Here is a 26013-nt window from a genome sequence, read left to right on the forward strand (position 1 = left end):
GTCCTGATCAGGCATTCGAATGGCGGCACTGCTCTGCCAGATGATTAACCAGCCCGAGCGCCAGTTCGCGCGGGTCGGCGCTGTAGTCGCTATACCCTCCCTCACGCAGGCTATCGGGCATGCTTGGGCACAGGCAAGTGTCGGCGCGCTGGGTCCAGACAAGTGCATTCTGGCGCTTGACGTATGCAGCGGCTGCACTGCCGTCGCTGCCCATGCCGCTAAAGACGATCACGCCGCACTGGTTGCCAAACTGCTGGGCCAGATTCAACATCATCTGGTCAATCGAAGGGCTGTAAGGCTCGGGCCAGGCACGCTGGGTAATGTGCATGGCGCCGTCGCCATCAAACTCAAGTTCACGGCTGATCGGCACAACTATCACTTCCCCGCAACGCACAGTGTCACCGTCCCGTGCTGGGTTGACATGCCATTGGCTGTGCCGGCCAACCGCCTGCGGCAATACCGACTCAAAACTGGCATCGATATGCTGTGCGTATATGAATCCAATTGGCAAGCCGCCGGGTAGCGCATCCAGAAAAGCCTTCACCGCTGCCGGGCCACCCATTGATGCAGCCAAAAGCCAGACCTGCCGCGCAGGCTCGCCAACAACCAGTTGCGTATTTGCCAGCGCTTGCGGCAGTTCCAGGCGCGTTGGACGCTGCGCCTCGGCCAGTAGCGCCTCAAGCGTAGGCCCGACCGCTTTTGACGGATCGCCCACCAGCTTCTTGAGCTTGGCAAACAGGCTGCGCTCCCAGCGCGGATAGTTCTCGGAGTGGCGCTCAGGCGCATGGCCTTCCCCAAACAGCACCGGAGCAGAGGTGGTCTCGAGCAGGTTATCGACCAATGGCGAGTCGTCCGACTGGGCCAGGTCCACCAGCCACAGGTCAGCCTCGCAGGCCTGCAACGCCTCTTCGTCAAGGCGCGCTGGATCACTGTTCATAACCACTTCATAGCCACTGCCCGCCAGCGCCTGCTGCAGCACATGGCGCTGCAGGGATGTATCGGCAATAACGGCGATGCGAGCGGTGGCTTTCTCGGTCATGTGCGCTTAACCAGCTGATTGATGCTCTCAAGCAGGAGCGACTCTTGGTAAGGCTTGCCCAAGTACTCGTTGACCCCGATGCTCAGTGCCCGCTCGCGGTGTTTTTCACCGGTACGCGAGGTGATCATGATGATCGGCAAGTCCTTGAGACGTGAGTCGTGGCGGACCAGGGTCGCCACCTCAAAACCATCCATGCGCGGCATTTCGATATCCAGCAGCATGATGTCCGGCTTGTGCTCTTGCAGCAGCGAGATGGCATCGACACCATCCTTGGCGGTCAGCACGTTCATACCGTTACGCTCAAGCAAGCGGCTGGTTACTTTACGCACGGTTACCGAGTCATCGACCACCATCACCAGCGTTGGCCGATCAGCTTCAATCTCCGCCTCGCTGGCTTTGTGGCTGACCAGGCGAGGTTGCATCTGGTTAAGCAGGTGAGCGTGCAACACACGGATGGTGGCCAGCAGGTCGAGAATGACCACTACGCGGCCGTCCCCAAGGATGGTCGCACCGGAAATACCGTGAACACCGGCAAATTGCGGACCGAGGCTTTTCACCACGATCTCACGGGAACCGGCCAGCGAATCAACCTGCACCGCGACCGTATGCTCGCTGGAGCGCACCAGGATCACCGGCAGCGGCAGGCTTTGCCCAACCAGTTTGGGTTGCTGGCCGTTGTTGAGCAGGTCACCGAGATAACGCAATTCGTAAGCCTGGCCCGCGTACTCGAAGCGTGGTGCATCCGGTGCGTAATAGGCCTCAAGTTCGTATGGCGAAACGCGCACGATACCTTCGATGGTGTTCAGCGGAATCGCGTAGAGATCCTCGCCGGAATACACCATCAATGCACGATTGACCGACACGGTAAATGGCAGGCGAATCAGGAAGCTGGTGCCCACGCCCGGCGTCGAGTCGATACTCATCGAACCGCCGAGTTGCTTGACCTCCGAATGCACCACATCCATGCCGACGCCACGACCCGAGATTTGCGTAACCTTCTCAGCGGTGGAGAAACCCGCCTCGAGGATGAACTGCAAGACTTCGTAATCGCTAAGGTCGGAATCCGCATCCATCAGGCCACGTTCGATGGCCTTACGACGCACCGCATCGCGGTTGATCCCGCCACCATCGTCGGTCAGGGTCAAGGCGATATCACCGCCTTCACGGCCCAGGTTCAGGCGAATGGTGCCTTGCGCGGGCTTGCCAGCTGCGCGGCGCGCATCGGCTGACTCGATACCGTGGTCCACGGCGTTACGCAACATGTGCTCAAGCGGCGCGACAATGCGTTCGAGAACGGTACGGTCCATCTCGCCATCGGCATTACCGACCACGAACTCAACCTGCTTGCCCAACTCGCCCGCTACCTGACGAACGATCCGCCGCAGACGCGGTATCAAGCGCTCGAATGGCACCATGCGCGTACGCATCAGGCCTTCTTGGAGCTCGGTATTGACCCGTGCCTGTTGCAGCAGCAGTGTCTCTGCGTCGCGGTTACGGGCGGCCAGGGTTTCTTTGAGGTCAAGCAAGTCAGACGCCGACTCGAACAAGGCACGCGACAAGGTTTGCAGCTGTGAGTGACGGTCCATTTCCAGCGGGTCGAAATCCTCGTAGCCGGAACGCTCAGCCTCGGCCTGATAACTGCTGAGGATTTGCGCCTGGGTTTCGGTATCCAGACGTCGCAACTGGTCACGCACCCGGTCAATGGTCGCTTCCATCTCGCTGAGGGTGAAACCAAAGTCACTGACCTGCTGCTCTACCCGGCCACGGAAAATCGAGGTCTCACCTGCCAGGTTAACCAGCCCCTCAAGCAGCTCGGCTGGCACCTTCACCAACTCCTGCGGAGCACGACGCGATGCGGCCTCCTGCGCAGCTTCCTGGGCGCGGCGAACAAAAGGCAAGACCTTGTTCACCAGTTCCTGGGCCGGCATGGCACTGGCAGCGACAATAGGCGCAGACAGGTTTGCCTGGTAATCCGCCACAGGTGCAGACGGCGCAGCCTCAACCGGAGCATCAAGGTGCTCATTGGCCAGGCGCTCACGCAACAGCTCGACTTCGTTGACCAGCCCTTCGTAACCCGACTGCACATCGAGGAAAATACTTTCTGGCCAAGGCGCAGGTTGTTGTTGCGCTTCGCTCAGATGCTGTTCGAGGTCGTGCGCCTGGTCGCCCAAGCGCTTCTGGCCCGCCAGGCGAGCACCACCCTTGAGGGTGTGCAGGACACGCAGGATGTCATCAATGGCGCTGGAATCGTCACGGTTGACATCCCAACGGCCCACTGCAACTTCCATGGCTTCGAGCAGGTCGTCGGCTTCCTCGAGGAAGATATCGAGGATGTCCGACTCTTCTGCGGCATCGCTGGAGTCCTCAACCGCCTGCAGGTGAACACTGGACGGCATGCTCAGTTGTTGGCCCGGATTGTTGCGGAACTGCTTGATGGCCTCGATCAGCGCCTCGCCATTGGGCACGGGGCGCTGATCACGAACCGCTTCAAGCATGGCCGCCAGGCTGTCGTGGGCAAGTTGCAGCAAGGCAAATAGCTCAGGGCTCGCACGCAGGCGCCCGTCGCTCAGGCCTTCATAAAGAAATTCAAGCTCATGGGCAAGATCACCAACCTCTGCAATCTCGGACATCCGCGCGCCCCCCTTGAGGGTGTGCAGATCGCGCTGCAGAGATTCCAGTTCAAGGCTGTTATCGACATCGTTGATCCAACGCTGCAAGGCCGCAGCCGAACTGTCGAGCAGATCAAAACCTTCCTCAAGGAAAATCTCGACCAGCTCCTGGTCACGTTCGTCATTGAGCGGTGTTGGCAACACGGGCTCAGCGACGGGCTCGGCTGACATGCTCAGTTCAGGTAGCGGCTCGCCTTCATCCGGCACGGCATCACGTGCTTCGAAATCCGCTGGTTCAGCCGCGACGTCCTCGCCTTGCGGCACTTGAGCATCAACTGGCTCGGCGTCGAGGGCCTGCTCAAGTGCTGGAGCTTCATCTTCTGGCTGATCGATCGCAGGCTGTTCTGCCTCTTCGTCAAGTTCAGCCAACGGCATTTCGTGTTCAGGCTCGGCAGCTTCGCGGTCGTCGTCCACAGGCTCATCGAGCGGCTGGTTATCCGCGTTCGCCTGGTCACCACGAATAAAGGCGGCAATGGCAGCAATCAAGTCATCAGCCGGAGCGATATTGGCTCGGGCTTGCATTTGTTCGACTTGCACGGCCAACCGGTCGTGGCTTTGCTGAAGCAAGCCGGTGAGTTCCGGTGCAACATCCAGCCGACCATCGAGCAGGCGCTCATAAAGGGTCTCAAGCTCATGACCAAGATCGCCCACCGGCTTGATATTGGCCATGCGCGCGCCACCCTTGAGGGTATGCAGGTCACGATATAGCGCTTGCAGCGGCGTCTTGTCCTCAGGATTGGCCAGCCACTGGTCGAGCGAAACACTGGCGCTCTCCAGCAGGTCGACCGCTTCCTCCAGGAAGATCTCGACCATTTCACTGTCCAGGGCCTCATAGGCATTGGCATCGGCTGATTGCTCATCAAGCTCCTGCCCGGACGCTGCTTCAGCTGTGCTTGCAGGCAACTCGGTGTCTTCCGCCGGGTCGACAAAGCCGTCTTCAGCCGCTGCCTCATCTGCCTGCGACTGCAGCGCGGCAGTGGCGGCATCCAGTTCGATAATATCGATACCGTTGTTATCGGGGCTCGACAACAATGCCAGCTTGGACGGGTCTAGCGCCTCGCCAAGCAGGAGCCGCAGGGCTTCGACACGTTGCGGCTCGGCACTGACCTGCAATCCCGCTGCAACCTGGTCCATCATTCCGATCAGCGCTTCATGGGCAAGTTCTGCCTCGCTGAAGAAACGCTCGCTAACCGCCAGGCTACCTTCCTCGACTGCGCCATACAGATCAAGCAATGCCTCGCACAGCTCATCGATTTGCGGCAACTCGGCCATTTCAGCGCCACGCCCGAGCATGGTCAGCTCATCAAGCAAGGCGCTGAGCTCCTGACGCTCGAACGGATGCTCGCGCCAGTTGCGCAACAGCTTCTCGGCATCGAGCAGGATGTCCATGCCTTCAGCCAGGAAAATGCTGATCAACTGGGGATCGCGCACCTCGCCCAACTCACTTTTGCGATTGCTTTCGGCCGTATCCAGGCGTTCCTGGTGCAGCTTTTGTACATCGTCGAGAAAGGCTTGCGCACCCGGCAACACCGCCAGCGGATGTTCTTCAAGCTGGGCAAGCGCGAGGCGGAACAACTGTTCGGCGCGACGCAACAGGTCTGCCTCGGAGATATCCAGGGCGATCAGGTTGGTCTTGAATTCCTTGACCAGCTTTTCCAGCGGCGCTGCGATCTCGGCGACCGGCAAAATGCCCGCCATGTAGGCGCTGCCTTTAAGCGTGTGCAAGGCTCGCTGCAAATCATCGGTAACCGGCTGCGGCAACTCACGCTCGCAATCCGCCAGGAAACGCAGCAAGGTCTCGAGGTGGGTTTCAGCTTCGCTTCGGAAGATATCCAGCAACTGCGGGTCGAGCATCTCATCGCGCTCGCCCGAGGCCGGCAGGACATCCGCTGCTGCAACGGATTCAGCGGGAGCCGTGGCCACGGACGGGCTAATACGTTGCCCCTTGGCCAGAGCATGGGCAGTCATTGCCAGCAGATCGACATCATCACGCTGGCGCTGCGCCTTATTGGCATATTCGCAGACCAGTTCGGGGATCAGCTTGATCACCTCGCTGATTACCTGCTGCACATCCGCATCGGCTTCGATGCTGCCGTCCAACACTCGATTGAGCAGGTTTTCTACCGACCAGGCCAACTCGCCAATCACCAGAGCACGGACCATCCGGCCACTGCCCTTGAGCGTGTGAAAGGCCCGGCGAACCTCAATCAGGGCTTCCTTGTTCTGTGTATCGGCGCACCATTGCGGATAATACTCGGCGATGGTTTCGAGCACTTCACCGGCTTCTTCAATGAAGACTTCAGCCAGCTCGTCATCGAATGGCTCTTCATCGGCAGGTGGCGGCAACAAGCTCGGCGGCACATCGTGCGCAGGCGGATTAACCACCTGTACGGGAGCTGCCATGACATCCGCGATGGACAGCGGTTTTTCAGCCTCCTCGCCTGGGGCTTGTTCAGGCTCGCTCAGGCTCGGCAGCTCAACGTCCGGCAGGCCCAATGCGGCGATATCTTCATCATTCCAGCTGGCTTGCGGCTCCAGGGAGTCGAGACTAAAGGCCTCAAGCTGCAAGTCTGGGTCATCCAGTGAAAATGCCGGGCTTTCATCCAACTGCACTGTTGGCAGTTGTTCATCGGCAGGCGCATCGGCCGGTTCGAACTCCAGCTCGCCAAAGTCAAAGTCGACCAACTCGATATCGTTTTCGCTGTTGTCCTCGACCGGCGTGATCTCGGCCAGGTCGAAGTTCAGCTCATCATTACCGGCCGATTCGAGATCAGCAAAGTCAGCATTCAAGTCATCAGGCGCTGGTTCGGACTTTGGCGTTTCAGCATCGAGTTGCTGCTCGAGCGCCGTCTCGAAGCTGTCACTCGACAGGTCGATATCCAAGGGCGCGTCTGGCTCGGCAATCGAATCAGCGCTGATTACCTCGATATCGTCCAGCGGGTTGGCCAAGGGCTCGAAATCAGTTTCGCCAAGGTCCAGGTCAAAATCTGGCAACGCGGATTGCGGGTCGGCTTCAGTGCTGGCATCGAGTTCGGGTGATGCTTGTGACTCGGGTTCTGCAAACGCCTGCGGCGCATCAGCCTCCTGAGGCTGGTCAAGAATCGACGCCTTTTCGTGCAGCGGATAACCCAGGCTCTCAAGGCTTTCTTCAGCCACGTCGAGAATCAAGTTGCCCTGGCTGGCGTGATCATCGCCCAAGCGTTCAAGGTAGTACTCGACGCTGGTAATCGCATCGGCCAAGGTGTCGAGGCTTTGCCAGTTAGGCACGGCCTTGCGCGCCAGCAGTTGCTCCTGAATGTAGCGGTTGCAGGCATTGAGCAGTTGCGCGGCGCGCTCCAGTGGAATCATCGCCAAGCCGCCGCGCACTTGCGTCAGCAGCTCAGGCACGCGGGCCAGGTGATCGTGATTCCACTGCGAGGCAATGAATTCGATAATCGCATCCTTGGCTTGCTCGAGGCCGGTACGCGCCTCCTTGATCACCAACTGGTGGATTTGCCCAACGTCGGTCGTTGGCAAATGGTTTTCTTCACTGGTGCCCTCTTCCGAGGGGCCAACCATGCCGGCCAGCGTCGCCTCGACATAGAGCAGCGCGCCCGCCACATCCATCAACACGGCATCGCTCGGCTCGCGCAAGCCTTGGGCCAAGCCTTGCACCACGGCAATCTGGTCGATAATGACCTTGCGCGGCTGGGCAAAGCCCAACACCGCCAAGGTGTCCGAGATCTGCTTGAGCGGCGCAAGCAAGGATTCCAGCTCGACAATTTGTACGCGGTCGCTGCGCACAAACAGATCAAGACTGTCTTTGACCCGAACCAACTCCTCACACAGCGCACCGACTACCGAACGCATGGCATTGCGATCCGGTCCTGCCAGGTTGGCACGTTCGGCGTCTACCGTTTCATCGTCTGGCAAGGCTTCATCCAGGCGATATTGTTCCTTCAACGCGGCTATGCGCGGGGTCTGGTTGTTGGCCTTGGCGACGTAGAACAGCAGGTTCTTGATCAACTCATCCGGCGCAGGCTGGTTGAACCCCTCCGCGCCCTGGCTCATCAAGCGCTTGAGTTCTTTATCGACCTCACGCAACAGGCCGCGTACCGAACTGCCATTGGCGATACTGCCGCTGGCCAGGCCTTCAACGACACCCGAGGCGGTCTGCCACAACGCGCCGAGCGGGGCGTCCTTGCACAAGGCTTCGAGGCGGGCAAATACCCGCGCCATGTAACCCAGGTTGGTTGGCAGGTCTTGGTTACGCAGCACCCCCACCAAGGCCATCTGCAGCATTTGCCGCAGTTTGCGCAGCAGGCCCGGCAACTCGGCGTTGTAACGCTGGGCCAGCGACTCAGTCGACAGCGCAGGCGCCCGCGAGGACATGTCCGGGGTGAACAGGCTGGTTTCCGAGAGCAGCTTTTCACCGCGCGCCGAACGCAGGTCATTGAGCAGAGGCAGCACGACCATTGGCAGGTCGCGACGCGCAGTCTGGATTCGGTCCAGATAAACCGGCATTTGCAAGATAGCCTGCATCAGCACTTCCAGGGCTTCACCCTGATTGCCGACACGGCCTTCCATCAACGCTTGCGAGAGGTGCTCCATCTCTTCCGCGAGCAGAGCCGCGCCGTGGAACTCAACCATCTGCAAGGTACCGTGCACCTGATGCACATAGGTCAAGCAAAACCGCATGCGCGTTGGGTCTTGAGGGTTCTCTACGAACGACTCAAGCGCCTGACGTGCCTGCTTCAGGGTTTCTGCTACTTCGCCTTTGACCCATTCCAGGGCGACATAGTCGTGCCGATCACCCATAGTCACTCCGCTCATAACTTGCCCTTACGGGTAAACGCCAGAACTCGCTCGTCGGCGACCGGTATCAAATCCGGATGCTGCCAACCCGCCACTTCGCCAACTCCAATAACCAGCAGACCACCCGGTGCAAGGCGCTCTGCCAGGCAATTGAGGATCTCTCGGCGACGCCAGCGACGAAAATAAATCAACAAGTTCTGACAAAAAATAACGTCCATACCGGCCATTGGCGCCTTTGCCAACTCCAGTACATTGAGCTTGGCGCAACATACTTGCGACGCCAGTTCCGGTAATACCTTGAAGCCGCCATCGGGCTCAGCGGAAAAATAACGCTGAGCTATATGCGCCTCTAACTGCTCAAGCTTGCGCGCCGCAAAACGCCCTTCACGGGCCTTGCTCAACGCGTTGAGGCTGATATCGGTGCCGGTCACCGCATAATGTGCAGGCAATCCGGCATCCTCCAGCACCTGGGCGGCAGTGATGGCCAATGAATACGGCTCCTCACCACTGGAGCAACCCACGCTCCACAATTCCCATGGCTTATTCAGCGGCTGCTGCAACCGAGATTGCAGGTAACGCTCAAGCACATCAAATGAGGCACGATGACGAAAAAACCGGGTCTCCTGAACCGTTAACCGATCCAGCAGCACAGACCACTCAACCGCGCCACGCGGGCCATCAGTCACCTGACGATAGTAGTCGGCGTATTCATTGACACCCAGCTCCCGCATGCGCGAACTCAGGTTGGTCTGCAAAAACGCCTTGCGCTGCTCCTGAATCACGACACCAGTACGATCTTCGAGCAGAACCTGCCAGCTGTGGAATTCGTCGTTAGACATTTCCAGGACTGGCTGCAAGGCCCACGCACCATGCGGGTTGTCGTGACGTTCGGTCATAATCCTGGGACTCCGGGCAGCGACCTTTGCAAGCCGCTGCGCAGCCATCGATTAAGCCTGCTCCCCTTCCGGCAAGGTAAAGCCGGATACCGACTTACGCATCTCACTGGCCATTTTCGCCAAGTTACCAATGCTCTTGGCGGTTGCGGTAGTACCGGACGACGTTTGCGAGGTGATCTCCTGAATCACGTTCATGGTGTTGGAGATGTGGCCGGCAGACGATGCCTGTTGGCGTGCGGCGTTGGAGATGTTCTGGATCAAGGCCGCGAGGGTCTTGGATACTTTCTCGATCTCTTCCAGTGCAACCCCGGCGTCCTGCGCCAGGCGTGCACCGCGCACCACTTCAGAGGTGGTCTGTTCCATCGAAATAACAGCTTCGTTGGTGTCAGTCTGAATCGTCTTAACCAGCGCCTCGATCTGCTTGGTTGCAGCAGATGAACGTTCTGCCAGACGCTGTACCTCGTCCGCTACCACGGCGAAGCCTCGGCCTGCGTCACCAGCCATGGAGGCCTGGATTGCAGCATTAAGGGCGAGGATGTTGGTCTGGTCGGCAATGTCGTTAATCAGGCTAACGATGTCACCAATCTCCTGGGACGACTCACCAAGGCGCTTGATCCGCTTCGAGGTGTCCTGGATCTGCTCACGGATGTTATCCATGCCGGTGATGGTGTTGTGCACCACCTCGTTACCCTTGTTGGCAATGGCTACCGAACGCTCCGCTACCGCAGAGGATTCAGAGGCGTTCGCCGATACCTGGTCAATCGACACCGCCATTTCGTTGATGGCCGCCGAAGCACCGGCAATTTCCTGCGCCTGGTGCTCGGAAGCCTCGGCCAGGTGCATTGCCGTTGCCTGGGTTTCCTGGGCCGCGCCTGCCACCTGTACGGCGGTCAGGTTAATGGTCGCAACCAGGTCACGCAGTTGGTCGATGGAGTAGTTGATGGAGTCAGCAATCGCACCGGTGAAGTCCTCGGTTACCGTTGCCGCCACCGTCAAGTCACCGTCGGCGAGGTCGGCAATTTCGTCGAGCAGTCGCAAAATCGCCGTTTGGTTACGATCATTCTTTTCAGCCGTTTCAGCCAGTCGGCGGTTGGTCGAACGGACCATCACGATACCAATCAGGATGATCGAAGCCAGTACCAGCAAACCCAGTACATAGCCCACCAGGGTATTGACCTGGCGGCTGTCGGCCAGGCCTTCAAAACCCAGGGACAGGTCCGAGGCTTTGTCGAGCAGGGTTTGCGAAACCGTAAAGATGGAGTTGGCCGACTCACGAACCTGGAACAGCTCTGGCGAGGTCTCGAGAATCTCGTCCACCGAACCCGATACGAATTCGAACAGCTCGGAAATCTCACCCAGACGATCCAGAGCTTCGCTGTCTTCCACCTTGGTGATTTCCATGGCGGCGTTGCCTTCGAGCATCGCATTCAATACGCGACCGAAGAGGCTGGCGTCACGACCGAAGGTGTCGGCGGCCTGCACCGAGTCCGTGTCACCGGCAAGTACCTTGTTCACCGAACCCAGGATACGTTCTGCCAACAGCGACTGGCGCTGGGCAACCGAAACCTGAGCAGCGGGCGCGCCACTTTCCAACAGGATGTCGACGACTTCTTCGTACTCGACCTGCAACTGTGGAATGGTTTCAGCCAGAGTCGCAGCTACCTGGTGCAGCGACAGAACCGTTTGCTCGCTGGCCAGGATGGAGTCGGTGTTTTTACGCAAGCTGTCCCAGTCCTTCTGCACAGCCGCCATTTGCGGCTGCACCAGTTCTGGAGCGGATGGCAAACCGCTTTCAGGGTTGCCATCGGTCAGGATTGCCCAGCGCTTCTGGAAGTCGTTACGTGCATCACGCAACAAACCAAAGGCCTCGGGCGTACCCGTTGCTGCTTCCGTGGCGTTTTTCGCAATACGCTGGGACAGAACACGCAGCTCACCGGAGTGGCTGATGTATTCAGTATCGTAGTTGGACTGGGTGTTGATATAAGCAAAGTTAGCGAACAGCAATACAACTGACACGATCAGGACGATAAACAGCCCCAAAATCAGTGTACTGCTCCGCGTACCCGCGAATAATTTGCCTGCATTTAGTTTTTTCATTATCTGGCCCCCGCCTGGACCGACCGCACTACGGTTCCCATATAACGCCAAAAGGCCGGCAAAGCCGACCCAACCGAAAATCTTATTAAAATGCTACCGCTAGAAAGTCTGGGTTCTGTGCCAGCGCAAATGGGCTGAACACCAACCAAGCTTGCTCACGTTGAAAGACGCCATGAATAAACGGCGCTACCGATGTTTCCAGTGGAGGCAGATCTTCGGAGAATGTATCCACCGAAAAGTGCTGCATACCAAAGACTTCATCGACCGTCAGGCCGGCAAAGATCTCTTGATGGTCCACCACCAACACCCGCCGCTGCTTGCGCAGTGGCGACAACTCATTACCCAGGAAGCCACACAGGTCCATGACCGGAAGCAAGCGACCACGCACGTTTGCCACACCCTTGACCCAGCTCTTCACGCCTGGCAACAAGGTATAACGTGGTTCATGCAATACCTCACCGACCTCACCCATCGGTGCCACGAACAAACGCTCCCCCATCCGGAACCCGATACCACTCCACGTCTGCTGCGCGGTTTGCTGCATAGGCAAGCCAGCCGCAAGCGCACGACAGCGCTGGTCGATCTCGAGAAGTTTTTCAAAGGGTGTTTGTGCGTCGGACATGCCCACTGCAGCCTTTTGGTTAGAGTTTGCCTACTGGCGCGGAATTAACCGGCCAGCACAGCGTTCAGCGTTTTCAGCAGCGTGTCTTCATCAATCGGCTTGGTCAGGTAGTCTTTAGCGCCTTGGCGCTTACCCCAGACCTTGTCAGTTTCCTGATCCTTGGTGGTGACGATGATCACTGGAATGTGATTGGTGTCCGCATCCTTGGTCAGTTGACGTGTCGCCTGGAAGCCGTTCAGCCCGGGCATCACGATATCCATCAATACCGCGTCTGGTTTTTCCTGGCGAGCCAGGGCAACGCCATCGGCGCCATTTTCCGCCTTCAATACTTCATGACCGTGCTTTTCCAGCATTGCGGTCAGCTTGTACATCTCGGTCGGCGAGTCATCAACAATCAGAATTCGAGCCATGGTGCGTCTCACTACTTAAAGGACATCGGTACGTATACGGATGTCAGGATGCTTGTTCCACCGGCATAAAGTCAGGCACATGGTTTTTGATCGCACCGAGCAACTCTTCCTTACTGAAGGGTTTGGTCAGGTATTGATCGGAGCCCACGATTCGCCCTTTGGCTTTATCGAACAGCCCATCCTTCGAGGACAGCATGATCACCGGCGTGGATTTGAAAGCGCTATTATTCTTGATCAGGGCGCACGTCTGATAACCATCAAGACGCGGCATCATGATATCGACAAAAATAATGTTCGGATGGGTATCGGCAATTTTTGCCAAGGCATCGAAACCATCTACTGCAGTAATTACATCGCAACCCACTTTCTTGAGCAGGGTTTCTGCGGTTCGACGAATCGTTTTCGAATCGTCAATGACCATTACTCTCAAACCCTCGGAATGCTGTTCCATGTTTGCCCTACCATCGCCTCGGTGAGTCATTATTTTTTCTGCTGGAGCCAGTTCAGCTCGACCGCCCATCTAATGATGTCGCGTCAAAACACAATAATCTTCAGCCGCCCCGTCACCCTGATTTTGTCGGTGCCAGGCGGTTTATCGCGTGTGAGCAGTGCGGACACAGCCTTTGAACAGGCTCCTTAGATTGACGCCTGAACATCTGACGCCAATAGATTGTTACCCTGATCATTCGGCCTTTTTAGCACACTCTCCAGATGCAAGCTATAAGCTACCGACGCCTAAGGTTTTTTCCTTGAACGACTACACAATCAGCGCCAATTAAAGGCTCGTGTATAGTCTCCAACATCTTATTAACAGCTCACATTGTGACTTTACGGAGAAAAATACATGACCGTTCGTGTCGGCATCGTCATGGATCCTATCGCGCAGATATCTTTCAAGAAGGACAGTTCCCTGGCCATGCTCCTCGCAGCCCAGGCCCGTGACTGGTCGCTGTTCTACATGGAGGTCAAGGATCTGTACCAGGCCAAAGGCCAGGCCCGCGCCCGTGTTTGCCCGCTCAAGGTGTTTTACGACCCCGAGCACTGGTTTGAACTCGGCGCGGAACAAGACATGCTGCTGTCGGACCTGGATGTGATCCTGATGCGCAAGGACCCGCCGTTCGACAATGAATTCGTCTATGCGACCTATCTGCTGGAACAGGCCGAGAATGCTGGCAGCCTGGTGGTCAACCGCCCGCAAAGCCTGCGCGACTGCAACGAAAAGCTCTTTGCCACCCAATTCCCGCAGTTCACCCCGGAAACCATCGTCAGCCGGCGCGCCGACATCCTGCGCGAGTTTGCCCGCGAACAAGGCGACGTCATCCTCAAGCCCCTCGACGGCATGGGCGGCTCGATGATTTTCCGTCATCGCCAGGGCGACCCAAACCTGTCGGTAATCCTGGAAACGCTGACCGCACACGGCACCCAGCAAATCATGGCGCAAGGCTATCTGCCTGCCATTGTCGATGGTGACAAGCGCATTCTGATGATCGACGGCGAACCGGTGCCCTACTGCCTGGCGCGAATTCCCGCAGCGGGCGAAACCCGTGGCAACCTGGCCGCAGGTGGACGCGGCGAGGCGCGCCCATTGAGCGCACGGGACCTGGAAATTGCCCAGGGCATCGGCCCTACCTTGCGTGAAAAAGGCTTGTTGTTCGTGGGCCTGGATGTAATTGGCGACAACCTGACCGAAATCAACGTAACCAGTCCAACCTGCATCCGTGAAATCGATGCAGCCTATGACACCAAGATCGCTGAACGGCTAATGGATGTCATTGCCGACAAACTCAAGGCCGGCAAATAACTTGAGCAACAAGCCCTGAATCGACGCACGCACCACCAGGATTCAGGGCTTGGGGGCCTTTTGGCACTGCCTCGCCTGGGCGTAAATTAAGTAGCACCAGCCAGGACACAAGTTTGAAGCAGGTAGCAGCTTTGCACTTGAAACTTGCAGGCCATGGCCTCTAGTCGGCAGACTGCGCGGCATTCCGAGCTGAACCTTATTTCATGAAATCACCAGCCAAGACCACAAACACACCTTCTTCTGCAGTCAAGCCAGCAGATCGACTGGGCTTCACGCTGTTCCTGGCAGCCGTGCTGCATATCGCGTTGATTCTTGGCTTGAGCTTCAGCCTGGCTGACCCGGTAACCATCAGCAAGACCCTGGAAATCACCCTGTCGACCTTCAAAAGTGAAGAAAAGCCCAAAGAGGCGGACTTCCTGGCCCAGGACAATCAGCAGGGCAGCGGCACGCTCGACCACAAGGCGGCACCGAAAACCACCGAACAGGCCCCCTTCCAGGACACCCAAGTCAAGCACGTGACACCCCCAGCGGCACCACAACCACCCCCAGTGCCCAAGCAAGAACCGAAAAAGGTCGTGGCCACCAAGAAGCCACAACCGCAGAAGGTCCAGGCCAAGCAGGAAAAGGTCAAGCAAGTCGAACCCACCCGCGAGGCGCCGACCTTCGACCGCGAGCAACTGAGCAGCGAAATCGCCAGCCTTGAAGCCGAGCTGGCACAAGAAGTCCAGCAATATGCCAAGCGACCCAAGATTGTGCGCCTCAACGCAGCCTCGACCATGCGCGACAAGGGTGCCTGGTACAAGGACGAGTGGCGCAAGAAGGTTGAACGCATCGGCAACCTTAACTACCCGGACGACGCCCGGCGCAAGCAAATCTACGGCAGCCTGCGCATGCTGGTATCGATCAACCGTGACGGCAGCCTGCATGAAGTGCTGGTACTGGAGTCGTCCGGCCAGCCACTGCTCGACAAAGCGGCGCTGCGAATTGTGCGACTGGCAGCGCCCTATGCGCCCTTCAGCGGTGACCTGGCAGATGTCGACCGCCTGGAAATCATCCGCACCTGGCGCTTTGAGCGCGGCGACCGTTTGTCGAGCAACTAGCCCTGGCAGGACTATTTACTCCATCTGCTGGTTTTTTATCGCCAGCCCATTGAGTAAATCCCTGTTTTGGCTTCCCGGCTCAGGTCGCAGGCTTTAAGCTAGCGCTCATGAAAGATGCCAGCCCTAGCTACCTCAAACATCAGTTGCTCATTGCCATGCCGCACATGGCCGATGAGCACTTTGCACAAACCGTCACCTATATCGTTGATCACAACGAGCAAGGCGCCATGGGCTTGGTGATAAACCGCCCAAATGGCCTTAACCTGGCGGACGTCCTCGAACAACTCAGCGAAGACAGCGAGCCACCGGCTATCTGCGAGAGCCTGCCGATCTTCAGCGGCGGCCCGGTACAGACTGACCGCGGTTTTGTCCTGCATCCTGCTGGCGACAGCTACCAAGCCACCCTTGAGCTTGGCGAACTGGGCCTGACCACTTCACAGGATGTGCTGTTTGCAATCGCCGCCGGTACCGGCCCTGACAAATACCTGATCACCCTCGGCTATGCCGGCTGGGATGCAGGCCAACTGGAAGCTGAAATCGCCGATAACGCCTGGCTGACCTGCCCGGCGACGCAGAACATCCTGTTCGACCTGCCCTATGACCAGCGCCTCAATGCCGCCGCATCGCAGCTTGGCATCAATTTGAGCCTGCTGACCTCACAAGCAGGCCATGCTTGATGGAGCCAACCTGTGACTAGCCCGAACGCGCTGCGTTTATTACTCGGTTTCGATTACGGCACCAAGCAGATTGGTGTGGCTGTCGGCCAGGTAATTACTGGCCAGGCCCGCGAATTGTGCATTCTCAAGGCACAGAACGGCGTACCCGACTGGCAAAAAGTCGAAGCCCTGGTACGCGAATGGCAGCCCGATGCAATAGTGGTCGGCTTGCCACTGAACATGGATGGCAGCCCGAGCGACATGAGCGAGCGTGCTCAGAAGTTCGCGCGCCGCCTCCATGGTCGCTTTAATCTGCCGGTCCACACCCACGACGAACGCCTGACGACCTATGCGGCCAAGGGCGAACGCTTGCAGCAAGGCCAAAATAGCGGTTACCGCGAGCGCCCAGTGGATGCATTGGCGGCGGCACTGCTGCTCGAAGGATGGCTGCAAGAACATATTTCAGGCTGAGCCCGGCTCAGTGTCCAAGGAGCTTGTGATGAACCTACCCGATCCCGCCCAACTGCTGCCCGAAATGGCCAGCGCGCTAATCAGCCACCTGAATAAACGGCAGATCAGCACACCGCGCTTCATTGGTATCCGCACTGGCGGCGTGTGGGTTGCGCAGGCATTGCTTGAAACCCTCGGCAATGAAGAGCCACTGGGCATTCTTGATGTTTCGTTCTACCGCGACGATTTCACCCAGAACGGCCTGCATCCACAGGTCCAGCCTTCTGAGCTACCGTTTGAGATCGAAGGCCAACACATTGTGTTGATAGACGACGTGCTGATGAGCGGGCGGACCATCCGCGCCGCCATGAACGAGCTGTTCGACTACGGTCGCCCGGCCAGTATCAGCCTGGTCAGCCTGCTCGACCTGGATGCTCGCGACTTGCCGATTCGCCCGGATGTGGTCGGCGCAACCCTGTCACTGCCTGGCGAGCAACGGGTAAAATTATCAGGACCGACTCCGCTCACTCTTGAGCTGCAAACGCTCACAAACTGAGACCCCTACCGCGATGACGCCGACAGAAGCCAAACGACCTCTGCAACTCAATGACCAAGGTCAGTTGCGCCATTTTCTTTCGCTTGATGACTTACCGCGTGAGCTACTGACCGAGATCCTCGACACCGCCGACTCATTCCTCGAAGTCGGTGCCAGGGCGGTGAAGAAAGTCCCACTGCTGCGCGGCAAGACCGTGTGCAACGTATTCTTCGAGAACTCCACACGCACCCGCACCACCTTTGAACTGGCGGCGCAGCGCCTGTCCGCTGACGTTATTACCCTGAACGTCTCGACTTCCTCGACCAGCAAGGGCGAGTCACTGTTCGACACCTTGCGCAACCTTGAAGCCATGGCTGCGGACATGTTCGTGGTGCGCCACGGTGACTCAGGCGCGGCGCACTTCATCGCCGAGCACGTGTGCCCGGACGTGGCCATCATCAACGGTGGCGACGGCCGTCACTCGCACCCGACCCAAGGCATGCTCGACATGCTCACCATTCGTCGCCACAAAGGCAGCTTCGAGAATCTCTCGGTCGCCATTGTCGGCGATATCCTGCATTCGCGTGTCGCGCGCTCGAACATGATCGCCCTGAAGACCCTGGGCTGCCCGGATATCCGCGTAATTGCCCCGAAAACCCTGCTGCCAGTTGGCATCGAGCAATTTGGCGTGACCACCTACAGCAACATGGACGCCGGGCTCAAGGATGTCGACGTGGTGATTATGCTGCGCCTGCAACGTGAACGGATGCAGGGCGGGTTGCTGCCCAGCGAAGGTGAGTTCTACCGCCTGTTCGGCCTGACCGAACAGCGCCTGAAATTGGCCAAGCCCGATGCTCTGGTCATGCACCCAGGCCCGATCAACCGTGGCGTGGAAATCGAGTCAGCGGTGGCCGACGGCCCGCAATCGGTGATCCTCAATCAGGTGACCTACGGCATCGCCATCCGCATGGCGGTGCTGTCCATGGCCATGAGCGGGCAAAACACTCAACGTCAACTCAACCAGGAATCCGAGGAGCAGAACTGATGCGTACCCGTATCCTCGGCGCCCGCGTAATTGATCCGAACAGCGGTCTCGACCAAGTCAGCGACCTGTTTATCGAAGGCGGCGTGATTACCGCCATTGGTGATGCGCCAGCGAATTTCAGCGCTGAACACAACCTCGACGCCAACGGCCTGGTTGCAGCGCCCGGCCTGGTCGACCTCAACGTGGCGCTGCGCGAGCCCGGCTACAGCCGCAAAGGCAGCATTGCCACAGAAACCCTGGCAGCGGCAGCCGGTGGCGTCACCAGCCTGTGCTGCCCGCCATTTACCAAGCCGGTACTCGACACACCGGCCGTGGCCGAGATGATCCTCGACCGTGCCCGTGAAGCCGGGCACACCAAGGTCTTCCCTATCGGCGCACTGAGCAAGGGCCTGGAAGGCGAGCAACTGGCCGAGCTGGTTGCATTGCGCGATGCCGGCTGCGTTGCATTCAGCAACGGCCTGGATTGCTTCCGCAACAGCCGTACGCTGCGCCGCGCCATGGAATACGCCGCCACATTCGACCTCACGGTAATATTTCACTCGCAAGACCACGACCTGGCCGAAGGCGGCCTGGCCCACGAAGGCGCAAGGGCCAGCTTCCTTGGCTTGCCCGGCATTCCCGAGACGGCCGAAACTGTCGCCCTGGCCCGCAACCTGTTGCTGGTTGAACAAACGGGCGTGCGCGCCCACTTCAGCCAATTGACCAGTGCACGTGGCGCGCAGTTAATTGCCGAGGCGCAAGCACGCGGCCTGAAGGTCACCGCCGATGTTGCGCTCTACCAGCTGATTCTTACTGACGAGGCGCTGCAAGGCTTCTCTAGCCTCTATCACGTGCAACCACCGCTGCGCACCGCAACGGATCGCGACGGCCTGCGCCAAGCCGTCAAGGCTGGCACTATCCAGGCAATCTGCAGCCATCACCAACCGCACGAAGCCGACGCCAAGCTGGCGCCCTTCGGCGCGACAGAGCCGGGCATCAGTAGTGTCCAGCTATTGCTGCCCCTGGCCATGACCCTGGTGCAGGACGGCCTGATCGATCTGCCGACACTACTCCAGCGCCTGACCATCGGTCCTGCCACGGCCTTGCGCCTGCCGGCAGGCACCCTTGCCGTAGGCCAGGCGGCAGACATCCTGCTATTTGATCCTCAAGGGTCAACGCTGGCCGGGGAAACCTGGTTCTCGAAGGGCAGCAACAGCCCCTTTATCGGCCATTGCCTGCCGAGCGCGGTGCGCTACACCATGGTCGACGGGCATACCTGCTACCAGGCCTGACCGGTTGGCGGCTGCATGCCCGGCACATGCAGCCGCCATCACCCAACAAGCGCACCAGCCTCTCGATAAAAACTGCCGCCGGGCAGTTTTTTGCTTTGTCTGCCCGACAATGCCAATAGCGGTCTAAGCTGAAACCTTATTCGAAAAACCGACTCTGATTTATTCATGGCGCAGCACGCCAGACCAATTATCGCCAAGCCAGCTTCAGGCTTACCGGCCATGACCCGGCCAATTAATTTCCCAGCCAGCCGTAACCTTAGCCTTCAGCCAGCCTCAACAATGACCAGCCTAAACAGCGGAGACAAAAGTTGATGAGCAGCACACTAAGAGCCCTGAACCCAAAGCACACCCAAAACCAGTTGCTTGATCGCTACCTCGCCGTCAGGGGCCGTACCGAATCCTTGATCGCACCACTCAGCCATGAAGACATGGTGGTCCAATCCATGCCCGATGCCAGCCCGGCAAAGTGGCACATCGCACATACAAGCTGGTTTTTCGAAACATTCCTGCTCGCCCCGCACCTGGTTAACTACGGTTTATTCGATCCCAGCTTCAGCTACCTGTTCAACTCCTATTACGAAGCCGTCGGCCCGCGCCACCCCCGCCCTCAACGCGGCCTGATGACCCGCCCCAGCGCCGAGCAAGTGCTCGCCTACCGCAAGCATGTCGACCAACACATGGCCGAGTTGCTGCAAACCCCGCCGAGCCCTGCACAGCACAAGTTGATCGAACTGGGGCTGGCCCATGAAGAACAGCACCAAGAGCTGTTGTTGATGGATATTCTCCACCTGTTCAGCACCTCCTCGCTGAAGCCGGTTTACGACCGGCGCTGGAATAAAACCTCCCGTGGGCGCAAGGGCCAGTTCAAGGCCCATGCCGGTGGCCTGGTCGAGATCGGCCACCAAGGCCAGGGCTTTGCTTTCGACAACGAAGGCCCCCGACACACCACCTACTTGCAGCCATTCGAGATCAGCGATCGCCTGGTGACCAATGCACAATGGCTTGAGTTCATGGACGACGGCGGCTATACACGGCCGGAGTTGTGGCTGGCTGAAGGCTGGGACACGGTACGCAGCCAGGACTGGCAATCACCGTTCTACTGGCAACCGAGCCAGGACGGCTGGAGCCAGATGACCTTGGGCGGCCTGGAGCCGGTGGATCTCGATGCGCCAGTGACCCATATCAGCTATTACGAAGCAGCCGCCTTTGCCTGCTGGGCTGGCGCCCGCCTGCCGACCGAAGCGGAATGGGAAGCTGCGGCCCAGTCGGGCCAGCTGCAACAGGTCGATGACATTGCCTGGCAGTGGACGCAAAGCCCTTACAGCCCCTATCCGGGCTTTCGTCCAGCGCCCGGCGCCGTTGGCGAATACAACGGCAAGTTCATGATCAACCAGATGGTCTTGCGTGGCGGCGCCAGTTTCACCAGCCCCGGCCATACCCGCCTGAGCTACCGCAATTTTTTCCACCCGGAAAAACGCTGGGTCCTGAGCGGACTGCGATTGGCGCGAGACAGCCACAAACCACTGACTGACGAGCACAGCTCATTCCGGCGCGATGTACTCAACGGCCTGGCCGCAGACCACAAGAGCATACCGCCCAAATACTTCTACGATGCCGCCGGTTCAGCGCTGTTCGAGGACATCTGCAAAACCGCCGAATACTACCCAACCCGCGCAGAGACTCGTCTGCTGGGCGATGTTGCCGGTGAAATAGCCGCCACCTTTGCTCCCGGTAGCGCGCTGGTCGAATTTGGCAGCGGTGCCAGCGATAAAACCTGCCTGCTGCTTGATGCTGCCCCGCAGCTGGGTGCCTATGTGCCCATTGATATCTGCCCGGATGCCTTGCAACAAGCCGCGCAGCGCCTAGCCGAGCGCTATCCGGCCTTGCATGTCGTTCCTCAAGTCGGTGACTTCACCCGCACCCTGGCCCTGCCAGCAGCTATCAACCAACGTCCACGGATCGGTTTTTTTCCCGGCTCGACAATCGGCAATTTCAATCAGCAGCAAGCGGTAGCATTCCTCAAGTCGGCCAAAACCATATTGGGCAATGAGGCGCAATTTATTGTCGGCGTCGACATGGTCAAACCTGTCGATATCCTTGAAACGGCCTACGACGATGCGGCGGGGGTAACCGCCAACTTCAATAAAAACCTGCTGGTGCGCATCAACCGTGAACTGGGCGCGGATTTTGACCTGAGCAACTTCGCCCACCAGGCGCTTTGGAACCCGGTAAGACAACGCATGGAAATGCACCTTCTCAGCCTGGTTCCTCAAACCGTGACCATTGCCGGCCAGCGCTTCACCTTCGCCGAGGGCGAGAGCCTGCACACCGAAAACTCCCATAAATTCAGTGTCGAATCATTCACTGCAATGGCTGCAGAAGCTGGCTGGAATGTTGCCCAGCATTGGATCAGCGAAGCACCGCAGGTTGGCCTGTTCAGGCTCAGCCAAGCGGCTGGCTGAAGGCATAGAGCGCCCGATGGCAAACATCGGGCGTCTTGCCTGCGGGCGGCTTGGCAGAGCCTGTATGGCAGGGCTCATCCTGCACCAAAAACGATCAGCTTCCAGTAGCGCTGCCCTGGGCGGATACCATTTGCGGCATGGCGATTTGAGGTTCGCCTGAAACCGCCAGATACTGAATAGAATGCACGCCCATAAAATCCGGCAGCAAATGCTATTTGCCCAAGGCTCGCCCACAAACTTCGGGGCGAGCGATGCTAAAGTAGCCCGATAATTGCTTAAAAATGCCTGTACTGGCTTGAGGATGCTTTTGCCAGCGCTGGAACAACCCAAAAGGTGAATGTGTAATGAACCCAGTTTTGCGATCAGAGATTCAGGCAGCCTTGGCCATTGACCGAGGCATTATCGATGAGAGCAGCGCCAAAGCCGAAATCACTCGCCGCATCGAATTCATCAAGGGCGTACTGCGCAAATCTGGCGCCAAGGCCCTGGTACTGGGAATCAGCGGCGGCGTCGACTCTTCAACCGCCGGGCGCTTGTGCCAGCTGGCCGTCAGCGAAATGCGCGACGAGGGCCACGCCGCCAAGTTCGTCGCAGTGCGCCTGCCGTACAAGACCCAGGCAGACGAGCACGACGCCCAGGCAGCGCTGGGCTTTATCCAGCCGGACATGTCGACTGCCGTGAACATCGCCGATGCCGTCGATGGCCTGATGAACAGCATCCAGCTGGAAGGCATTGAACCAAGCCCAAGCCTGACCGACTTTGCCAAAGGCAACGTCAAGGCCCGCACTCGCATGGTCGCGCAGTACGCCATTGCCAATTTTGTCGGTGGCCTGGTTGTCGGCACCGATCACGCAGCCGAAGCGGTCATGGGCTTCTTCACCAAGTTTGGGGACGGTGCTTGTGACTTGGCGCCATTGTCAGGCCTGACCAAGAGCCAGGTTCGCCTCCTCGCCCAACAACTGGGTGCGCCAGAATCCCTGGTGCACAAAGCGCCGACTGCGGATCTGGAAGAACTTGCGCCGGGCAAGCTCGATGAAGTTGCCTACGGCTGCACCTACATGGATATCGACAACTACCTGCTTGGCAAGCCAGTGTCTGATGCCGCCGCCGAAATCATCGAAGCGGCCTACCTGAAAACGGCGCACAAGCGCGAATTGCCGATCATCCCGACCTAAGTCCAACACTCGAGCCTCCCAATAAAGCCCGGATATTCCGGGCTTTATTGGTTTTGTCATCGACCGCGCTCGCTTTATGACAGTTTTGTTTCAATCCCCTGTTCAGCTATGCGATGCTGGCGTCATTGCCGTAAGCCAACTACAGCTTAAGTAACAACTAGAACGCGTACGGCACCGTCGGCTTGCCCATCAGGGTTTAAACAGCACAGGGAGCCAGCATGCTTACCCTGCTCAATTTATTATCTGCCGTGGCCTTGTTGATTTGGGGCACACATATAGTCCGAACCGGCATCCTGCGGGTTTACGGCTCTAACCTGCGCCGCGTAATCAGCCAGAGCATGTCCAGGCGCTGGCTGGCGTTTATCGCCGGGATAGGCGTCACCGCACTGGTCCAGAGCAGTAACGCCACCGCCATGCTGGTCACCTCCTTTGTCGGTCAAGGCCTGATGAGCCTGACCCCGGCGCTGGCAACCATGCTCGGCGCTGACGTCGGTACGGCCTTGATGGCGCGGGTGCTGACCTTTGATTTGTCATGGCTGTCGCCACTGCTGATCTTTATCGGCGTGATCTTTTTCCTGTCACGCAAGCAAACCCGGCTTGGGCAGATGGGCCGGGTCAGCATCGGGCTGGGATTGATTATTCTGGCGCTGCAATTGATCGTTGAGTCGGCGGCGCCGATCACACAGGCACAAGGTGTAAAAGTGATCTTTGCATCACTGACCGGCGACATTCTGCTCGATGCGCTGGTCGGTGCCCTGTTCGCAATGATTTCCTACTCCAGCCTTGCAGCCGTATTGCTCACCGCCACCTTGGCAGGTGCTGGTCTGATTGGCCTGCCCGTGGCCATCGGCCTGGTGATTGGCGCCAACATCGGCAGTGGCGTGCTGGCCTTTCTCAGCACCAGCATGCAGAACACGGCAGGCCGCCAGGTGGCGCTTGGCAGCCTGCTGTACAAGTTGATTGGCCTGCTACTGATTATCCCAGTGCTCGACCCGCTGGTGGCCTGGATCGACAGCCTCGACTTCAGCCACCAGGAAATCGTCATTGGCTTTCACCTGCTGTACAACACTGCGCGCTGCCTGCTGCTACTGCCCAGCGTGGGTCCAATGGCCAAGCTCTGCAGCTGGCTGCTCCCGCAAAAACCAGAAACCAATGGCGCGGCCAAGGCACGACATCTCGATCCAGCAGCGCTGGCCACCCCTAGCCTGGCGCTGGCCAATGCCGCGCGCGAAACCCTGCGCATCGGCGACTTGATCGACAATATGCTCGAAACCATGCGCGATGTGCTGCATAGCAAGCAGAGCGCTGTCAGCCAGGAGATACGCCGCCTGACCGACGACATTGACACGCTCTACAGCGCCATCAAGCTGTATCTGGCGCAGATGCCGCGGGAAGACTTGAGCGACCAGGACAGCCGTCGCTGGGCAGAGACCATCGAACTGGCGATCAACCTCAAGCTCGCCAGTGACCTGATCGAGCGCATGCTGCGCAAGGTGCAGCAGCAAAAGACCTCGCAGCGCCGGTCATTTTCCGAGACAGGCCTGGAGGAGTTGGCCGGGCTGCACAGCCAGCTCATTGCCAACCTGCGCCTGGGCTTGTCGGTGTTTCTCAGCTCCGACAAGGAAAGCGCCCGCCAACTGCTCAAGGAGAAGCGCCGCTTCCGCGCCCAGGAACGCCGCCTGGCCCATGCCCATGTCAGCCGGTTGCAACGCAAGATAGTGCAGAGCATCGAAACCAGCTCGTTGCACCTGGAGTTGATTGCCGACATGAAGCGCTTGAACTCACTGTTTTGCAGCAGCGCCTACGCCGTGCTGGAAACTGCCGATACCGGCGCGCTGGCGGTGGATGACCTATCCGAAATCAAGCATACAACCTGAATTCAGGGCCAGGCAGGTTAACGCCTGGCCCGTGCTCGTTTACTGGATATCATCTGGCTTGACGATGACCCAGTTCTTGTCCGCAGTGACTGGCAAACCTTCCTTGGCCTGCGCCTCGGCGTTGGTCTTTATCATGCCGTTGAGCTGGTTCATGTACTTGTCTTTGCGGTTGACCCAGAGGTGAATCCCGCCTTTGCTGACGTCGACGCCGTGAAACAGCATGTAGCCATCGCTGTCTGGGGTATCGCCAGCCACCAGGATTGGTTTTTTCCACTGGTCGATATAAGTCAGGATGGCGCCCTGCTTGCCTGCCATCCAAGTGGCTGGCGTCCATAGGTACGGGGTCAGTTCAAGACCGAGATTGGCCTGCTCATCATATGTGCCTGCGGCGACTTGCTTGCGTGCGGTCGTCAGTTGGTGGGTCTGACGATTCTTGAGCAGCAGCGAAACGCCGATTACGTTCTGCGGTTTGACCTTGTAGCCGTATTTTGGGTCTGAAGCGACCATGCGCACCAGCTCCTCTGATGCCGCGCTCACCACATACACCTCAATGCCGTTTTCCATCAGCTTGTTGTACAGCTCAACCTGACCGGCAAACACCTTCGGCGGCTTGACTTCAATGGTCTTGACCGTATCGCCATCGTAATAGGTGCTGGGAACGGGCTTGCCCGAGGCCATCATCTGGTCGACATAGCCCTTGAGCTCCTGCAGCGTGAAGCCGGAAAACACCTGCGCAACCCATGGATAACAAACCATGTCGTCCACTTCGCAAAGGCGATAGTAATAGCTGAACAGGCTTTCCTTGTGCTCAGCGGTGTCCTTGAACGGAATCAGCTTGAGGGAGGGATCGAGTTTTTCACGGGTGATCAGCCCTTTGTTCTCCATGAACGGCAGCAGCGACTCTTCCAGGTCGTTGCGGTAGCTGGTGTTATCCATGTCAAAGACAGCGTAGTTACCCTTGTTGGCATTCGCTGCAATCATGGCCTCAAGTTGCTTGGCTGCCGGTGCTGGCCAATGCTTGAGCTCGGTGGAGAACGCCTGGCCCGCTACGCCCAGGTTCAAACCCAGGCAAAGTGTAGCGGCCAGCAATTTTGGCGCGAGCTTCATAACGGTT

At 58.5% G+C, this 26013-nt stretch carries 18 protein-coding genes; 10 read left to right on the top strand and 8 right to left on the bottom strand.

Going from position 1 to position 26013, the window contains the following annotated elements; genetic code table 11:
- Positions 1-7: 7 nt before the first annotated feature.
- From CHB79_RS18035 to pilG, 7 genes are all read right to left on the bottom strand, one after another.
- Positions 8-1039, bottom strand: coding sequence for a chemotaxis protein CheB (locus CHB79_RS18035; protein ID WP_089360914.1), 1032 nt, complete (start codon positions 1037-1039; stop codon positions 8-10).
- A complete protein-coding gene (locus tag CHB79_RS18040) occupies positions 1036-8505 on the bottom strand; it encodes an Hpt domain-containing protein (RefSeq protein WP_089360915.1) in 7470 nt (2489 codons plus the stop codon). The genes CHB79_RS18035 and CHB79_RS18040 overlap by 4 nt, the downstream gene beginning before the upstream one ends.
- Before the next feature lie 11 nt (positions 8506-8516).
- Positions 8517-9398, bottom strand: a complete 882-nt coding sequence (locus CHB79_RS18045; RefSeq protein WP_089360916.1) for a protein-glutamate O-methyltransferase — start codon at positions 9396-9398, stop codon at positions 8517-8519.
- 51 nt (positions 9399-9449) lie between these two features.
- On the bottom strand, positions 9450-11495 hold the full coding sequence (locus tag CHB79_RS18050) for a methyl-accepting chemotaxis protein (RefSeq protein WP_089360917.1): 2046 nt from the start codon (positions 11493-11495) through the stop codon (positions 9450-9452).
- 85 nt (positions 11496-11580) lie between these two features.
- Positions 11581-12117: a chemotaxis protein CheW gene (locus tag CHB79_RS18055; RefSeq protein ID WP_010485680.1), complete on the bottom strand. Its 537-nt coding sequence runs from the start codon at positions 12115-12117 to the stop codon at positions 11581-11583.
- Between the two features lie 44 nt (positions 12118-12161).
- Positions 12162-12527 carry a twitching motility response regulator PilH gene (gene pilH / locus CHB79_RS18060; RefSeq protein WP_010485677.1) on the bottom strand — a complete coding sequence of 122 codons (366 nt, stop codon included), beginning with the start codon at positions 12525-12527 and terminating at the stop codon, positions 12162-12164.
- Positions 12528-12570: 43 nt separating this feature from the next.
- The gene (pilG, locus tag CHB79_RS18065; protein ID WP_010485676.1) at positions 12571-12978 is read right to left on the bottom strand and encodes a twitching motility response regulator PilG; all 408 of its coding nucleotides are present in this window, start codon (positions 12976-12978) and stop codon (positions 12571-12573) included.
- A 393-nt stretch (positions 12979-13371) separates the two neighbouring features.
- Here pilG and gshB point away from each other — a divergent pair, with 393 nt between their 5' ends.
- The 10 genes from gshB to CHB79_RS18115 all read left to right on the top strand — a co-directional run bounded on the left by gshB (position 13372) and on the right by CHB79_RS18115 (position 24899).
- Complete coding sequence (gene gshB / locus CHB79_RS18070) at positions 13372-14328, top strand: glutathione synthase (protein WP_089360918.1); 957 nt, start codon at positions 13372-13374, stop codon at positions 14326-14328.
- A 203-nt stretch (positions 14329-14531) separates the two neighbouring features.
- Positions 14532-15428, top strand: coding sequence for an energy transducer TonB (locus CHB79_RS18075; RefSeq protein ID WP_010485674.1), 897 nt, complete (start codon positions 14532-14534; stop codon positions 15426-15428).
- 107 nt (positions 15429-15535) lie between these two features.
- Positions 15536-16105 (top strand): YqgE/AlgH family protein, encoded by a 570-nt coding sequence (locus tag CHB79_RS18080; RefSeq protein WP_010485673.1) that lies wholly within the window; start codon positions 15536-15538, stop codon positions 16103-16105.
- A 12-nt stretch (positions 16106-16117) separates the two neighbouring features.
- Positions 16118-16555 carry a Holliday junction resolvase RuvX gene (gene ruvX, locus CHB79_RS18085; RefSeq protein WP_089360919.1) on the top strand — a complete coding sequence of 146 codons (438 nt, stop codon included), beginning with the start codon at positions 16118-16120 and terminating at the stop codon, positions 16553-16555.
- A 28-nt stretch (positions 16556-16583) separates the two neighbouring features.
- Entirely contained in the window at positions 16584-17090 is a 507-nt protein-coding gene (gene pyrR / locus CHB79_RS18090) for a bifunctional pyr operon transcriptional regulator/uracil phosphoribosyltransferase PyrR (RefSeq protein ID WP_089360920.1), read from the top strand.
- Positions 17091-17103: 13 nt separating this feature from the next.
- Complete coding sequence (locus CHB79_RS18095; RefSeq protein ID WP_089360921.1) at positions 17104-18114, top strand: aspartate carbamoyltransferase catalytic subunit; 1011 nt, start codon at positions 17104-17106, stop codon at positions 18112-18114.
- Entirely contained in the window at positions 18114-19385 is a 1272-nt protein-coding gene (locus tag CHB79_RS18100) for a dihydroorotase (protein ID WP_089360922.1), read from the top strand. Before CHB79_RS18095 ends, CHB79_RS18100 begins: the two co-directional genes overlap by 1 nt.
- Before the next feature lie 311 nt (positions 19386-19696).
- Positions 19697-21847, top strand: coding sequence for an ergothioneine biosynthesis protein EgtB (gene egtB / locus CHB79_RS18105; protein ID WP_089360923.1), 2151 nt, complete (start codon positions 19697-19699; stop codon positions 21845-21847).
- A gap of 344 nt (positions 21848-22191) precedes the next feature.
- Entirely contained in the window at positions 22192-23022 is an 831-nt protein-coding gene (nadE, locus tag CHB79_RS18110; protein ID WP_089360924.1) for an ammonia-dependent NAD(+) synthetase, read from the top strand.
- Positions 23023-23240: 218 nt separating this feature from the next.
- Positions 23241-24899, top strand: coding sequence for a Na/Pi cotransporter family protein (locus tag CHB79_RS18115; protein WP_010485660.1), 1659 nt, complete (start codon positions 23241-23243; stop codon positions 24897-24899).
- 39 nt (positions 24900-24938) lie between these two features.
- Here CHB79_RS18115 and CHB79_RS18120 read toward each other — a convergent pair whose 3' ends face one another.
- Positions 24939-26006 carry an HAD family hydrolase gene (locus CHB79_RS18120; RefSeq protein WP_089360925.1) on the bottom strand — a complete coding sequence of 356 codons (1068 nt, stop codon included), beginning with the start codon at positions 26004-26006 and terminating at the stop codon, positions 24939-24941.
- Positions 26007-26013: the final 7 nt, after the last annotated feature.

The sequence above is a fragment of the Pseudomonas segetis genome (genome assembly GCF_900188155.1).
In the GTDB taxonomy this organism is placed as follows: domain Bacteria; phylum Pseudomonadota; class Gammaproteobacteria; order Pseudomonadales; family Pseudomonadaceae; genus Aquipseudomonas; species Aquipseudomonas segetis.

What these genes read in the sequence shown, in the direction of transcription:
- CHB79_RS18035 (WP_089360914.1), bottom strand. Translation starts at nt 1,039, where the DNA reads ATGACCGAGAAAGCCACCGCTCGCATCGCCGTTATTGCCGATACATCC.
- CHB79_RS18040 (WP_089360915.1), bottom strand. Translation starts at nt 8,505, where the DNA reads ATGGGTGATCGGCACGACTATGTCGCCCTGGAATGGGTCAAAGGCGAA.
- CHB79_RS18045 (WP_089360916.1), bottom strand. Translation starts at nt 9,398, where the DNA reads ATGACCGAACGTCACGACAACCCGCATGGTGCGTGGGCCTTGCAGCCA.
- CHB79_RS18050 (WP_089360917.1), bottom strand. Translation starts at nt 11,495, where the DNA reads ATGAAAAAACTAAATGCAGGCAAATTATTCGCGGGTACGCGGAGCAGT.
- CHB79_RS18055 (WP_010485680.1), bottom strand. Translation starts at nt 12,117, where the DNA reads ATGTCCGACGCACAAACACCCTTTGAAAAACTTCTCGAGATCGACCAG.
- pilH (WP_010485677.1), bottom strand. Translation starts at nt 12,527, where the DNA reads ATGGCTCGAATTCTGATTGTTGATGACTCGCCGACCGAGATGTACAAG.
- pilG (WP_010485676.1), bottom strand. Translation starts at nt 12,978, where the DNA reads ATGGAACAGCATTCCGAGGGTTTGAGAGTAATGGTCATTGACGATTCG.
- gshB (WP_089360918.1), top strand. Translation starts at nt 13,372, where the DNA reads ATGACCGTTCGTGTCGGCATCGTCATGGATCCTATCGCGCAGATATCT.
- CHB79_RS18075 (WP_010485674.1), top strand. Translation starts at nt 14,532, where the DNA reads ATGAAATCACCAGCCAAGACCACAAACACACCTTCTTCTGCAGTCAAG.
- CHB79_RS18080 (WP_010485673.1), top strand. Translation starts at nt 15,536, where the DNA reads ATGAAAGATGCCAGCCCTAGCTACCTCAAACATCAGTTGCTCATTGCC.
- pyrR (WP_089360920.1), top strand. Translation starts at nt 16,584, where the DNA reads ATGAACCTACCCGATCCCGCCCAACTGCTGCCCGAAATGGCCAGCGCG.
- CHB79_RS18095 (WP_089360921.1), top strand. Translation starts at nt 17,104, where the DNA reads ATGACGCCGACAGAAGCCAAACGACCTCTGCAACTCAATGACCAAGGT.
- CHB79_RS18100 (WP_089360922.1), top strand. Translation starts at nt 18,114, where the DNA reads ATGCGTACCCGTATCCTCGGCGCCCGCGTAATTGATCCGAACAGCGGT.
- egtB (WP_089360923.1), top strand. Translation starts at nt 19,697, where the DNA reads ATGAGCAGCACACTAAGAGCCCTGAACCCAAAGCACACCCAAAACCAG.
- nadE (WP_089360924.1), top strand. Translation starts at nt 22,192, where the DNA reads ATGAACCCAGTTTTGCGATCAGAGATTCAGGCAGCCTTGGCCATTGAC.
- CHB79_RS18115 (WP_010485660.1), top strand. Translation starts at nt 23,241, where the DNA reads ATGCTTACCCTGCTCAATTTATTATCTGCCGTGGCCTTGTTGATTTGG.
- CHB79_RS18120 (WP_089360925.1), bottom strand. Translation starts at nt 26,006, where the DNA reads ATGAAGCTCGCGCCAAAATTGCTGGCCGCTACACTTTGCCTGGGTTTG.